Genomic DNA, 13,449 nt, shown 5'->3' with positions numbered 1-13,449 from the left:
CATGACGGCGCTGGTGGGCGAATCCGGATCGGGCAAGAGCACACTGACCAACCTTCTGCTGAGATTCTGGGACGTAAATGCGGGAAGCGTGAGCATCGGCGGCGTGGACGTGAGGGACATCCCCTACGACGATCTTCTTGCCTCTATCAGCATCGTTATGCAGGATGTACGGCTCTTCGCGGACACCATTGAGGGTAATATCCGCATAGGCAAGGCTGATGCGACGCACGAGGAAGTGGTGGAGGCGGCCAAGAAGGCGTGCATCCACGAGTTCGTGATGTCGCTTCCACAGGGCTACGAGACGCTCATCGGGGAGAACGGCGTGGGTCTCTCAGGCGGGCAGAAGCAGAGGTTGTCTGTTGCTCGGGCGTTTCTAAAAGACGCCCCCATCCTCGTACTCGACGAGATGACGAGCAGTGTGGACCCGATTAACGAGGTGCTTATGCAGAAAGCCGTTTCTGCGCTCGCGCAGAACAGAACAGTGCTCGTGGTGGCGCACCATCTGAGCACTATCCGCTCTGCAGACCAGATAATCGTGATGCGACAGGGGGAAATTGTGCAGAGGGGTACCCACGAACAGCTCCTCGAGGAGAGCACCGGTTATTATCGGACTCTCTGGGAACGTGGGGCCAAGACGGAGGGCCAGGAATGAGCGCCTTCGCGCATATAACCCTCGACAAGGTGACGTTCCAATACGCGGGGAAGGATAGCGATGCTATCCACAGCGTTGACTTGGACATCCATGAAGGCGAGTTCGTGCTTCTGACAGGAAGAAGCGGCTGCGGGAAAACCACGGTCGCAAGGCTCATAAATGGTCTTATTCCTCATTTCTACAAGGGTGAGCTGGAAGGAACGGCGAGAGTCGGCGGAACGGAAACTCGCGAGATGGAAATCGGAGACATCGGAAAGATGGTCGGCTCGGTTTTCCAGGACCCGCGCAGCCAGTTCTTCATGACCGACACGACGAGCGAGGTGGCATTCGGCTGCGTGAACGCGGGACTGCCACGCAACGATGTAGCTCAGCGGGTCGAAAGCGCATTCCGACGCATGAACATTCAGTGTCTGCGGGATAGGAGCGTGTTCGAACTCTCGAGTGGAGAGATGCAGCTGGTGGCTATAGCCTCCTGCTATGCGATGGGGCCTTCCGTGTACGTCTTCGACGAGCCGTCCGCAAACCTCGATATGGAAGCCGTGGAGACCCTCAGGAAGACACTATCCGAGCTAAAACGCGAGGGAAAGACTGTCATCGTTCTAGAGCACCGACTTTTCTATCTGTCTAATCTCATCGACCGGATGGTCGTCATCGAAGATGGTGCCGTATCCCACGTATACGACGCAGCCAGCGCTTTGTCCCTTGGCGACTCCACACTCGCTCATATGGGTCTAAGGAACTTGCATCTGAAGTCGGCGCTAAACGCTATGCCCGACCATAAGCCGACCTTGTCAAAGTGTGAGAATGCGGCCTTCGAGATAAATAATCTTACGTTCTCATACGGCTCACAGCATTCGACGAGGAGTGCCGGATCGACACCGCGCGACCCTCGCACCATCGGTCCGCTGAGCTTTTCCGCCCGATTCGGCGAGGTAATCGGAATCATAGGAGAAAACGGTGCGGGGAAGACAACTCTGTCGCGTCTGTGCTGCGGACTTGAGAAAGAGGATGGGGGCACCGTGTCCGTAGACGGCAGACCCCTTTCGCCAAAGGAGCGATTGGGGCGCATCCGACTAGTCATGCAGGATCCCGACTACCAGCTTTTCTCCGATAGCGTGCTGGGAGAGCTTTCGTTGGGTGGACGGAGAGACGCCGATGTCTGTGAGCGAGCACTCAGAAAGCTGGGGCTATGGGATATGAGGGAAGCTCATCCCGCAACGCTTTCGCGAGGGCAGAAGCAGCGCCTCACCATAGCATGTGCCCTCGTCGATGAGACATCCACCTATTTCTTCGACGAACCGACGAGCGGCTTGGACAGGGAGAACATGGAGAGAGTCTCTTCCGCAATCCGATCGCTCGCACAATCGGGAAGCGTCGTATTCGCCGTCTCGCACGATCCTGAGTTCCTCCTCTCTACCTGTAACCGCATTCTCCATCTGAGTGGTGGACTCATTGTTGATGACTTCGCTCTTGGCGGTCCGACGAGGGAGAGACTCCTGAGTTCGCTTTGGAAAGGAGACGCGCAATGGAACGCTCATACAGACGCATAGACCCGCGAACTGCCCTGCTCTCAATCTGCCTTCTGGGCACTGCTGCAATGCTTTCCAACCGACCGGAAGCAGCCCATGCGGCATGCGTCATCGGTGCGGCATGCGCGTTCGTCTCCGGGGCATGGCGGTCGTGCATCGCCCTATCTGCGGCCTATGGCCTCATAGCCGCCGTGATGGCTCTTGCCGAGGGAGTCGGAAGTACAACGCTTATGACCGCTGTGGTCATGCTGAGCTACATGGCCCAGAAGTTCGTAGTTCTGGCTCTCCTAGGCGTCTCCCTTTCTAAACTGGCCTCGATGCAGGATCTTCTCGCTGCGCTGCAGTCTATGGGGGCTCCGCAGGTAGTTCTCATTCCATGCACGGTCATTCTGCGGTTTTTCCCAACTATACGCAGGGACGCCTCGCATCTCATGGAAAGCCTAAAAACGCGGCGCGTGCTCGCAGGAGGAGGGTTCGCATTCCGACACCCAGCTCTCACATGCGAGCTTTTGATAGTTCCGCTCCTCATGAGGAGCGTAAGGATATCCGACGAACTGGCGGCATCCGCGCTTGCCCGCGGCTTAGATGGCGAGGCCAAAGCGACGGTGCTGCGGCCCTTGTCTTTCGGAGGAATAGACGCCGTGGCAGCCGCTTTGACCCTCCTGGCAACTGGAGTACTTGCGTGGCTTCAATTCGGACCGCGATAGAAGGGCTCAGGACGAGACTTGCCTCGTCAAACCTGTACGTCTTAAACCAGAACGGAAGAAAGGACTCATTATGAAAAAAGGCGAAACCTCGACCATAGGTGCTCGAGATCTCGTATCCATTGGAGTTTTCGGAGCGCTGTCTCTCCTAATCTTCTTCGTAGTGGGAGGTATCGCTGGTCTTACCGTCGTGGGGACAGTCGCCAACATACCCATCGTCTGCTTCTTCACATCGATAGCTTATCTGCTCCTTGCCGCAAAGGTCAGGAAGACCGGAACCTTCTTCATCATGGGAACCATAAACGTGCTACCTGGCCTGATGGCGGCAAATGTCTTCGGTGTCATCGGCAGTATCGCAGGCTGGGCCCTTGCGGAGGTAGTTGCCACGCGGATCGGGTACTCGAACAGGAAAGGTCTCGTTGCGGCTTACGTTGTCGGTTGCACGCTGCAGTCGGCGCTCTACACCCTTCCCATATACCTTTCAGCTGCTCAGTATCTTTCCGAGCGCCAAGAAATACTTCGACTCACCGATGAGACCATGGCGCAGTTCGTCGCAATGTTCTCGGGTTCCATGTACGCAGGGATGGTCGTCCTTACGGTGGCGACGAGCCTGGCGGGGGCCCTCGTCTCGCTAAGAATCATGAGGAAGCACTTCGAGAAGGCAGGAATTGTCTAAGGGACGTCTCTCAACAAGAAAAATGAGAGATGGGACAGGATAGCCCCATGGCTGATGATGACCCAAAGAGCATCGGAGGCTCTCGTCACCATACGATAAATTGAGATTGCGTGTGTTCCGCTAATCTAATCTTTTTCTGTTTCAGTCACATTACCTGTGGACATGCCCGCGAGTGAACTGTGTCCCAAAACTTCGCATATAGCATACCTATTACTTCGAGATCTGCCAACCTTCAATACGCGAACGAGCTTCAACAAAGTCATGGTAGGGACCGTTGTGCGAAATAAGCTCCTCATGGGTGCCCTGTTCTGCAACACGTCCATCTCTAAGGAAGAAAATCTGGTCAGCTTCCTCAATTGTTGAGAGACGATGCGCAATTTCAAGCACCGTTTTCCCCTTACAGAGCTGTGTCAGGGCAGCTTGAATCTCCGCTTCGTTTTCTGGGTCAACGCTTGCTGTTGCCTCATCAAGAACAACAATAGGTGCATCTTTCAAAATTGCGCGGGCAATAGAGATACGCTGTCTTTCGCCTCCAGAGAGTCGCGCTCCACCTTCTCCAACCTTTGTTTTATAGCTCTCAGGCAGAGCATTTATGAACTCATCACAGCGTGCTGCTTTAGCTGCCGCAATAATCTCTTCGAGCTTTGCCTCTGGCCTGCTCAGAGCGATGTTACGCTCAATCGTGTCATCCATAAGATAGACGTCTTGGAAGACCATAGAGAAGTCAGCAAGAATGCTGTCACACGAAAGCTCTCGTACATCGTGGCCTCCTATGCATACGGAGCCACCTGTTGCATCGTAGAAACGTGCAAATAGCTTGGCAACAGTTGTTTTACCTGAACCACTTCCTCCAACAAGAGCTGCAGTTGTTCCTTCGGGAATAGTCAGAGACATTCCGTTGAGTACAAGGGGTCCCTCTCCGTAAGCAAATGAAACGTCATGCATCTCAAGGTTGTGATGCTCAAGTTTTACGGCTTTGCAATTGTCATCGATTGCAGGTGCGGATTCGATAGCGTCAAGACGGTCGATAACTTCTCCGATGTGTCCAATTACGTAGGCAGCATCGCCACAAGCCTCGATTGATTGGAACAGCATAAAGGAGAACATTACTAGCGTGCAGAAGTTAAGAAGAGATATCGTTCCGTTCAGGAAAGAGATACATACGATAACAATGACGCCAACTGAAGCACCGCGTGTCACAAAGAGAAGCAAGGCGTTGAAGGGCTGGAAAGCAAGCTCAGTCTTGAGATTTACATTCCTGGAACGCGCGTAAGCGGAGCGCACTGCAGATACAGCAGCATCTACCTGACGGTAACTCTTAACAACAGGCATACCATGAATGTATTCCAACGTTGCCTGAGCCATATCCTCGCGCGCGTCATTTTGCGCAGGCGACAAACGCGCGGAATTTTTGAACATTAGCTCTAGCACCACCGTTGCAACCGCAATTGCAGCCAATGCCAAAAAGCATGCCCGTAGATCTACAAAGGCGAGAAACGCTACCATTGCGGCTGCGGTTATGTATCCATTGCCAAGCATGTCTACCATACGCATGCCATGGATTTCCACAAATGACAGCTCGGTAGTGAGTGCCGAGAGAATTTCTCCTGATGGGTGATTGTCAAAGTAACCAAGTGGGACGCGTTTTAGCGCTTCTCCGATACGTACACGCACCTCGTTGGAACGTTCCGCAGCTACGGTTTCCTCGGCTCGCGCTCTCAACCACATAAGTGCTGCGCGTAGCGCAATCGAAGCAATAATGGCCAGTCCAGCAATAAGTGCAATTTTCAGATCGGGTTTCTCGCCATTTGATAAGCCGAGAAACCCGCACATGGCCCAAGCGGCAATGGCGATGGGTGCTGCAGAAACAAGAGAGATAAGAAAAGAGTAAGCAAAGCCAAAGAGGATTCGCATTTTCTTGTTGCCCGTCCAACGCACTACTTTCATAAGCGCACTAAACATTACGCTGCTCCTTTCTCACTTCATGAGTTCCATTGGAGATATGTGCTTCCCACATGCGGTGATAGAGATCACTTGAATCAAGGAGGTCCGTATGTGTTCCCTCAGCGACAATATTTCCGGAGTCCATGACTACAATCTTGTCAAAATTACGCACCGTCGAGATTCTGTGCGCGATTACAATCAGCGTCTTTCCACGTGCAAGTTCTGAAAGTGCCTGCTGAATGAGCTCCTCACTCTCGGGGTCTATGAACGCAGTTGCCTCATCAAGCACAAGAATTGGCGCGTCTTTTAGATAGGCGCGCGCGATGGAGATGCGCTGACGTTCTCCACCTGAAAGAGCTCCTCCAGCTTCTCCGGAGAGGGTTTCAAATCCATTTGCAAGCTTATCTGCCAATTCTTCACAGTGTGCGGCAGCAAGCGCGCGCTCTACCTCGGCGTCAGTTGCGTCTGGACGTCCGAGTCTTACGTTCTCAAAGATTGTTCGATCAAAGAGGAAATTGTCTTGAGTCACAAAGCTTACAAGACCAGCTAGCTGGTCAAGTGGCATATCGCGCACGTCAGTTTCTCCGATGCGGATTGTTCCTGACCCCGCGTCCCAGAACCGAGCAATGAGCTTGGCCATCGTTGATTTTCCAGAACCGCTTGGTCCCACCAGAGCACATGAGCTACCTTCAGGCACTTCAAGAGAGATGCCGTGAAGCACTTCTTCGTCGCAATAAGAGAATTTAACGTTCTCGAATGAGACATCGTGTGATGTGATACGTGCAGGAGAGGAGACTTCGGGTAGGGGTTTCATCTCTAACAGCTTACTAACGCTGTCCATTACCTTCTCGATCTCCTTGAACATGTTTGTGTACTGGGTAATTTTGGTGAGAGGACCAATGACGCCGATAGACAGCATGCAGGCAAGAGCCATCTGGGCTACGTCGATGCTTCCCGAGGCCACAAGAATGCAACCGACTGGTACAACGCCCAAAAGGAGCGTAGGTAGTATTGCAAACATGGCGTTCATGGGGATACGAGCTGACTTATACCAGGCAAGCGTCAGTTTTTCAAATTCAGAGATGTCGTTACGAAAACGAGCGTACGAGGAGTCTGCTTGGTTGAAGGTCTTGATGACTTCGATGCCATCGATGTATTCGACGAGTGTTGAGTTAACGCGCTCACTTGCCTCCCAGTACGCTGCATAGTCTCGCTCAAAGTTTTTAAAAAGCAGCGAGAGGGGCACAATTGACAAGGCTGGTGCGGTGAGCATAGAGAGTGCAAGTCGAATATCAATTGAGCACACGATTGCAAAACATGAGACGAGAAGAAGCACATTACTTGTGAACTCTGGGATAACGTGGGCAATGGGCATCTCCATTTGCTCAATGTCATCAATAATTGTTTTCTTGAGTGCTCCGGAGGGTGCTGATTGAACATCACCTAGAGAACATGCAGCAAGATGCTCGCACGCGGCGTTTCGCAGGTTTTCAAGCGTATGGTAGGCAACGCTGTGTGATGTTGAAGTTGAGGCTAGATAGCCTACCGCCTGAACTGCCACTCCGAGAAGGGCAATGAGTGCCCAGTATTCAACTTCACTGATAGTAAGAGTGCTTGCTATTGAGAGCGCAATCAACTTGTAGGCAGCAAAAAAGGGAACAATGCTTCCGGCAACACCTGCCACAGCAAATAGTAGTGAGGCTCCGAGTTTTAGGCGCTGTCCGCGTGTAAATAAAGCAAGCTGCCGTATCCAACTGCTCTTTTTATTATTGCTAGAGTCCATGGGTCCTCCCAAACGACGAGTATGAGCAAATTGTATTCACGGCTCGTAGAATGAGAAAAGCCCGATTGTCGCGGTACGCTCCAAGCGTATCGAAACGTATCAAAGCGTATCGAAGCATATCGAAGTGTATTGAAACGTATTGAAGCGCGCCTATCTTTCTAGACCAGCGTTTTCGCGGTAATCTGCAGGTGACATACCAACAACACTGCGGAATGTGGAAGCAAATTTTGAGGCATTGGTATACCCAACTTCAAACGCAACTTCTCCAATAGGTTTGGAGGTTGTTCGGAGGAGGGTTGCAGCTTGTGCCATGCGATAGCGCGTGAGGTATGCGTGCACGCTAGTGCCATAGACTTCCTTAAAGCATCGCTGCATGCTGGCATAGGGGAATTCAAACTCTTGAGAAAGCTCTTTGAGTGTCTTGCGAGAAGAGAGATCGGAGGTTAAGGCCCGTTCTATGTCCTTTATCTTGTCTACCTTGGCGCGGGTGAGACCATACTGTCCAATGCGTCCGCCTTCAGGAATGCTGCTCCCAAGAAATAACAGGAGCTCCATAACCTTGAGTTTTAGGTAGGCGTCCCTAAAGCAATCCTGAGCGCTGTACATTTCGCAGTAGATATGCTCGATGGACGCTCCACCACGAAGCACACTTGGTTTGTCGCCTGAACAGAACTTCTCGTAAAGTAGTTCAACTTTTACCGGAAATCCCTCGGGAAAAACAGATTGCAGCGATTTGTCTGCTGTGTCCAAGTCAAAGCAGACGGTAACACCTCGGTAGTGACCAAAGGGGAATCGGAAGAGGCTTTCATGTCTTGAGTGGTCATCGATGCCTAAATCACCTGTGTCCAGGTATAGGCATGAGCTGGTTCCGGACTCCCACTCAATTCTTCCCTCACGGCAGTAGTTCAGGCAGAGCATGCGCGATCCTGGGATGAGTGTAAAGCCCGACTCCAAGTTCCACACGTTTGTAAAGTCGTTGAACATAAGGGTGATTCCAGGCATGACGTCGTGCATTGTCATGATGCCCTGACCATCAGTTCCCTCTGCCCGCCAGACGGAACTTCTCGCGTCATGCGTCACACGACGGACGTTGCCACCCATGTTGGCATAATCAGCAATGTCCATTGTGTCTCCAGTTCCCTTAGCTTCTTTGAAGAGCGTTTTCAAAGAATGACAGTACCTTTGACCAGCCAGCATTGTCGAGCACGCCTTGGTCTACAAACAATCCGTCTTCCATGCGGGCAAAGTCGGTGCAACATGCTCTGATGAACTCAGGATCGTGTGTTACAACCACAACAGCTCGGCCTTCTGCCGCTGCGGCGGTAACGCTTGCGGCAACCTGCTCCATATGAGCAAGGTCGAGTCCGCTTGTGGGTTCGTCAAGCACAAGTAGATCACGCTCTGATGCAAGCGCCGCAGCAAGCGCAACGCGTTGCATCTGCCCGCCTGAAAGTGAGAGCGGATGGCGTTGTGCCAGTTCAGTTAAGTCTAACGATGCAAGTATAGTACGGGCAAGGTGCTCGTCAGCACGTCTCATGGAGTCGAGTACCTCATCAAATACGCTCTCTCGGAAGAGCTGATGGCTCACGTCTTGCATAACCAAGTAGCCGTTTCTTGATCTGCTTGAGAGTGGAGCAGGACCTTCTCCGACGTCTATGGTTCCCTTGCAATTGCGAACAAGACCGCAGAGACAGCGTGCGAAGGTGGATTTTCCGGCACCATTGCTTCCGATGATAGCGGTGACGCCACCTCGTCTAAAAGAGATACGAGAAACGCTGCTGCCACGGTTTGATTGTGGATAGTGATAGTTCATATCCCGTATTTCTACAAACTCGTTTTTCTCGCCCCGTGTGCAGCACTGTTCAGCTGCAATAGCTGCAAAAGTTGGTGCACGCAGGCCAAGTGCTCGCGCCTCGGCAGCTGTTGCCGCGTAGAATTGTTTGGAGGTAAGTTCGCGTTCCACGTTGCCTGAACGCATCACAATAATGCGATCGGCGATGCCCTCCAACCAATGGAGTCGATGCTCGGAGATGAGCACGGCGCGACCCTCGGCTTTCCATTTTGCAACAATCTTTCGGAGAAGCCCAATGGAGGCGAAGTCAAGGTTGGAGGATGGCTCGTCAAGGACAAGAACATCTGGGTCAAGCATAGTGGTCGAACCACATGCGACTCGTTGCTTTTCTCCACCAGAAAGAGAAAGGCAGCTGCGGTCGATAAGATCTGAGAGCTCAAGCTCGTTGGTGACGTTCTTTAGTCGTGCGCGTATCTTGTCAGGTATTATTCCTTGGTTCTCACACGCAAATGCGAGTTCACCAGTTGTGTCCAGACAGAAGAACTGGGTTTTAGGGTTCTGGAAGACCGATCCGACCTTTGGCGCTAGTTCCCAAAGCTCGTGGTTGGAAGGTGTAAGACCACAAACCTTAATCTTCCCCGAGAGCTTCCCCTCATAATAATGGGGGATGAGGCCATTGACGAGCCTTGTTAGGGTTGTTTTTCCAGATCCTGAGGCACCCGTCAGGCAGACTACTTCACCAGGGGCTACGTTAAGGTTGACCTCGGAGAGGTTGTTTTTCTCGCTTGCCTGATATTGGTAGCACGCATTTTTTATCTCTATCATTTTGATCCTAGTAGTAGAGCAACGGCGTGACCACCGCGCAGATAGCGGCTATGGCGAGAAGGACGATTACTATCCAGTCTCGTACGCGCATACGCGCTTCATGTATGTTTGTGCGAGCTGTTGGTCCACCAAGCCCTCGTACCAACGCTGAGGCAGAGAGGTCTTCTCCGCCTCGCACTGCCGAGACAAGCAGCGGTACCAGGCAATTCTCGATGGCAGAGATAGGGTTTCTGGTTGTCTTGCTGCTGCGCATGCGTATAGCAGCAGCTATCTGTCGGTAGTTGTCGGCTATTGCTGGGAAGTATCGAAGCATTACGACAAGGGGAATTTCTACGGCCTGAGGCATGTGCATGCGGTCGCATGCTGCCATGAACTCACTCACTGACGTGGTTGTGACTAGCCAGGTTCCCATGGCAATACCAGGGGCGAACTGCCTTACGATTCCCGAGATGCCGAGCGTGACAAAGAGAGCAACTCCAGTGAGGCACGACTCCGCGATTGCTGCCACAGCGCTTGCAGCCACGTATAACGTGAGGTAGGTGATTGCTGAGCGAAAACGGTGAGAGAGGGCTAGCATGATGAAAGGTGTTGCAATAAGCAGCGGCTTAACCACAAGGAGAGGCCCCACGCTATAAGACCCAAGCATAATTGTTGAGACGACGAGTGTGGCAAGCACTTTAGTGCGGGGATCAAGCACGAGCTCTCGGTTATTGGCAGTTGAGAGGAACAGCCCCTTTTTCATTATGCGATGCCGGCTCGCTCAAAGTGCTTGTGGAGGAGTTTCTTGCCGATGACAGCTCCGATACACCCTGCGATAAATGCAGCAAGAGCAAGAGGTAGAAGGCTCCAGTCAGGAATGTAGCTGGAGAGCGCGTTGGCATATTCCTGTCCGTAGCCAGAGGCGATACCTGCGAAGTAGCTCGCGCGATTCATGACGATGGGAATATAGTTGCCTATCAACCAAACGCTCAGTACTCCGTGTGAAATTATGGCACGCCCTGCGCTGTTATAGTTACCGCTTCTGAGGACAAGGTCGGCGAGAAGACCACATACTGGTCCGGTGATAAAGGCATATATGCCCATACCGCCAAGACCCATAAGGATGCCGAGGATGGTTCCCATGATAAAGACCATTCCGAAATGCCTTACTTTTGTAATGTAGAGCATGTACGGAATACCACCGATAAGTGGGCAGATAAAGGAGAGCAATGGAATGAATATAGGAACGTAGCCCAGCATTGCCACAGCCATGATGATTATGAAGTAGAGAGCAGTGAAGATACCGATGTTTATAAGGTCTTTTGGTTGCAGTCCTTTTTTCTCGGTTGAAGATGATCCGGGCATAATACGTCTCCCTTCGGTTAGCTGTATCTAACTTATAAAGGATAGACACAGAGAAACGCAGTCAATAGCCCATTTGTATCATTATGTCCCGTTTGTATCGTATAGCTGCTATTCGCTTTCTGATAAGTATTTGCCAACTGCCGTGGTAAATATTAGCCAACTGCCGTGGCAAATACTTGCCAACTGCCGTGGTAAATATTCAAATAGCATTGTTACATCATTTTGTATACTCCGGTCTTCATTTTTAATACCATACAAGTTTGCCTATATAACTCGCTAAAATAGAGTGGGTTGGTTAAAACTAATCGTTTCTGTGACACTCCCAGAAGCACACGATTGGAGTTTATATATGTGCGGCATCGTTGGTTTTACTGGACACCAAAGCGCAAAAGATACCCTCATCGAGGGTCTGAGACGTCTCGAATATCGTGGTTATGACTCTGCCGGTATTGCTTTGCAAAACGCAACCAACGAAGAACTTACGGTCGTACATCGCGTAGGAAAGGTTGCGGGATTAGCTGAAGCGGTGGAGTACCTCAATAATGCAAGCCCCTGTGGCATCGGACATACCCGCTGGGCAACGCACGGCGCTCCAAGTGAACGCAACGCCCACCCACATACCTCTTGTGACAATAAAATTGCTGTCGTACACAATGGCATCATCGAGAACTTTGCCGAACTCCGTGAGCAGCTTGAGGCTCGGGGGCACAAATTCCGCAGCGATACCGATACTGAAGTCGTTTCTCACCTTATTGAAGAAGCCTACAGAGGTAACCTTCGCGATGCTGTTGCCAAGGCATGCTCGCAAATTGTAGGAACCTATGGCCTTGCTGTTATATGCTCTCAGGAACCCGGTCGCATTGTAGTTACTCGCAAAGATTCTCCCATTGTCCTTGCACATGGCGAGAAGGGCAGCTACGTTGCATCTGACATCATTGCGGTTATCGAAGCCTCCCGAGATGTCACTGTTCTTGGCGACAACGAGTTTGCTGTTATGGAGCCCGATGGCATCAGCTATACCGATGCTGATGGAAATCCCATTCAACCTAAAGTCATGCATGTTGATTGGGATGTTGATGTTGTCGAGAAGGGCGGCTACCCCGATTTCATGCTCAAAGAAATCCATGAGCAGCCTCGTGTCATCCGAGATACCCTTGCAGGACGTCTGACTAACGGCGTACTTTCCATTGATGAGCTGGGTATGTCCTTGGAACAGCTCCGTTTAATTGATCGCGTTTATATCATTGCCTGCGGAACTAGCTATCATGCCGGTCTTATCGCCCGTCAGCTTATCGAAGGCTGGGCACGCATACCTGTCGAAGTTGAAGCTGCGAGTGAATTTCGTTATCGTAACCCCATTATTACTCCGTCAACGCTGGTAGTTGCTGTTTCTCAGTCCGGTGAGACCGCTGATACTCTTGCTGCCATCCGCGACGCCCGCATCAAAGGCGCTAAGGTTTTTGGCATCACCAATGTCATTGGTAGTCCCGTGGCCCGTGAGTCTGACGGTGTTATCTACACTAAGGCTAACAAGGAGATTGCCGTTGCCTCAACCAAATCTTTCCTTGGCCAAATTGTGAGCCTAACGCTTCTTGCTATGGTTCTTGCGCAGGCAAAAGGAAAGCTCTCAATTGCTCAGATACGCTTGCTCTTTAAAGAACTTGCCGATACCGCCGAGCAGGTCGAAGAAGTCCTCAGCGATACAAAAGCTATCGACATTGCCGCGCAAGCCTGCAAAGATGCCAATGATGCTTTGTTCATTGGTCGTGGCATGGGAGCCGCTATTTGCTACGAAGGTGCCCTCAAACTCAAGGAAATTAGCTATCTTCATGCTGAGGCATATGCTGCAGGAGAAATGAAGCATGGCCCCATTGCACTTCTGTCCAAAGGCTATCCTGTCATTGCCGTGGCAACTAACTCTCCGGTATACGACAAGATGATCTCCAATATCCAAGAATCTCGAGCACGCGGCGCCATGATTATTGCTGTGGCGACCGAAGGTGATCAGGAAATCAAAAAGCATGCCGACTATGTCATCTACGTGCCTAAAGTCAGAGATGCCTTCTCGCCAATCATTGCTTCGGTACCTCTCCAACTTTTTGCGCGCTCCGTGGCTCTTGCACGTGGTTGTGACGTTGATAAGCCAAGAAACCTTGCAAAGTCAGTAACGGTCGAATAGTTGTGGCTGAAAGTCCAGCAA

The 13,449-nt window shown here is 51.6% G+C and carries 11 protein-coding genes; 5 read left to right on the top strand and 6 right to left on the bottom strand.

Annotated elements, in window-relative coordinates; genetic code table 11:
* From RWJ43_RS03435 to RWJ43_RS03420, 4 genes are all read left to right on the top strand, one after another.
* Positions 1-652, top strand: a 652-nt coding sequence (locus RWJ43_RS03435) for an ATP-binding cassette domain-containing protein (protein WP_314007785.1), incomplete at its 5' end; no start/stop codon positions are given.
* On the top strand, positions 649-2,202 hold the full coding sequence (locus RWJ43_RS03430) for an energy-coupling factor ABC transporter ATP-binding protein (RefSeq protein WP_314007782.1): 1,554 nt from the start codon (positions 649-651) through the stop codon (positions 2,200-2,202). The genes RWJ43_RS03435 and RWJ43_RS03430, both read left to right, overlap by 4 nt.
* Positions 2,178-2,888, top strand: a complete 711-nt coding sequence (locus RWJ43_RS03425; protein ID WP_282741944.1) for an energy-coupling factor transporter transmembrane protein EcfT — start codon at positions 2,178-2,180, stop codon at positions 2,886-2,888. Before RWJ43_RS03430 ends, RWJ43_RS03425 begins: the two co-directional genes overlap by 25 nt.
* A gap of 70 nt (positions 2,889-2,958) precedes the next feature.
* The gene (locus tag RWJ43_RS03420) at positions 2,959-3,561 is read left to right on the top strand and encodes an MptD family putative ECF transporter S component (protein ID WP_282741946.1); all 603 of its coding nucleotides are present in this window, start codon (positions 2,959-2,961) and stop codon (positions 3,559-3,561) included.
* A 210-nt stretch (positions 3,562-3,771) separates the two neighbouring features.
* Here the strand turns inward: RWJ43_RS03420 and RWJ43_RS03415 are convergent, their stop codons facing one another.
* From RWJ43_RS03415 to RWJ43_RS03390, 6 genes are all read right to left on the bottom strand, one after another.
* Positions 3,772-5,523 carry an ABC transporter ATP-binding protein gene (locus tag RWJ43_RS03415; protein ID WP_314007778.1) on the bottom strand — a complete coding sequence of 584 codons (1,752 nt, stop codon included), beginning with the start codon at positions 5,521-5,523 and terminating at the stop codon, positions 3,772-3,774.
* Positions 5,516-7,288, bottom strand: a complete 1,773-nt coding sequence (locus RWJ43_RS03410) for an ABC transporter ATP-binding protein (RefSeq protein WP_314007775.1) — start codon at positions 7,286-7,288, stop codon at positions 5,516-5,518. The genes RWJ43_RS03415 and RWJ43_RS03410 overlap by 8 nt, the downstream gene beginning before the upstream one ends.
* A 150-nt stretch (positions 7,289-7,438) precedes the next feature.
* On the bottom strand, positions 7,439-8,413 hold the full coding sequence (locus RWJ43_RS03405; RefSeq protein ID WP_314007772.1) for an AraC family transcriptional regulator: 975 nt from the start codon (positions 8,411-8,413) through the stop codon (positions 7,439-7,441).
* 16 nt (positions 8,414-8,429) lie between these two features.
* Entirely contained in the window at positions 8,430-9,905 is a 1,476-nt protein-coding gene (locus RWJ43_RS03400; RefSeq protein ID WP_314007769.1) for an ABC transporter ATP-binding protein, read from the bottom strand.
* Positions 9,906-9,912: 7 nt separating this feature from the next.
* Positions 9,913-10,647 carry an energy-coupling factor transporter transmembrane component T gene (locus tag RWJ43_RS03395; protein ID WP_314007766.1) on the bottom strand — a complete coding sequence of 245 codons (735 nt, stop codon included), beginning with the start codon at positions 10,645-10,647 and terminating at the stop codon, positions 9,913-9,915.
* Positions 10,647-11,249 (bottom strand): MptD family putative ECF transporter S component, encoded by a 603-nt coding sequence (locus tag RWJ43_RS03390; protein ID WP_314007763.1) that lies wholly within the window; start codon positions 11,247-11,249, stop codon positions 10,647-10,649. The genes RWJ43_RS03395 and RWJ43_RS03390 overlap by 1 nt, the downstream gene beginning before the upstream one ends.
* A 349-nt stretch (positions 11,250-11,598) precedes the next feature.
* On the opposite strand from RWJ43_RS03390, the gene glmS reads away from it, so the two are divergent.
* A complete protein-coding gene (glmS, locus tag RWJ43_RS03385; protein WP_314007760.1) occupies positions 11,599-13,428 on the top strand; it encodes a glutamine--fructose-6-phosphate transaminase (isomerizing) in 1,830 nt (609 codons plus the stop codon).
* Positions 13,429-13,449: the final 21 nt, after the last annotated feature.

It is taken from the genome of Lancefieldella parvula, assembly GCF_963530955.1.
Lineage (GTDB): Bacteria > Actinomycetota > Coriobacteriia > Coriobacteriales > Atopobiaceae > Lancefieldella > Lancefieldella parvula_A.
This window is presented reverse-complemented; position numbering and strand designations above follow the sequence as displayed.

What these genes read in the sequence shown, in the direction of transcription:
- RWJ43_RS03390 (WP_314007763.1), bottom strand. Translation starts at nt 11,249, where the DNA reads ATGCCCGGATCATCTTCAACCGAGAAAAAAGGACTGCAACCAAAAGAC.
- RWJ43_RS03410 (WP_314007775.1), bottom strand. Translation starts at nt 7,288, where the DNA reads ATGGACTCTAGCAATAATAAAAAGAGCAGTTGGATACGGCAGCTTGCT.
- glmS (WP_314007760.1), top strand. Translation starts at nt 11,599, where the DNA reads ATGTGCGGCATCGTTGGTTTTACTGGACACCAAAGCGCAAAAGATACC.
- RWJ43_RS03425 (WP_282741944.1), top strand. Translation starts at nt 2,178, where the DNA reads ATGGAACGCTCATACAGACGCATAGACCCGCGAACTGCCCTGCTCTCA.
- RWJ43_RS03415 (WP_314007778.1), bottom strand. Translation starts at nt 5,523, where the DNA reads ATGTTTAGTGCGCTTATGAAAGTAGTGCGTTGGACGGGCAACAAGAAA.
- RWJ43_RS03430 (WP_314007782.1), top strand. Translation starts at nt 649, where the DNA reads ATGAGCGCCTTCGCGCATATAACCCTCGACAAGGTGACGTTCCAATAC.
- RWJ43_RS03400 (WP_314007769.1), bottom strand. Translation starts at nt 9,905, where the DNA reads ATGATAGAGATAAAAAATGCGTGCTACCAATATCAGGCAAGCGAGAAA.
- RWJ43_RS03395 (WP_314007766.1), bottom strand. Translation starts at nt 10,647, where the DNA reads ATGAAAAAGGGGCTGTTCCTCTCAACTGCCAATAACCGAGAGCTCGTG.
- RWJ43_RS03405 (WP_314007772.1), bottom strand. Translation starts at nt 8,413, where the DNA reads ATGGACATTGCTGATTATGCCAACATGGGTGGCAACGTCCGTCGTGTG.
- RWJ43_RS03420 (WP_282741946.1), top strand. Translation starts at nt 2,959, where the DNA reads ATGAAAAAAGGCGAAACCTCGACCATAGGTGCTCGAGATCTCGTATCC.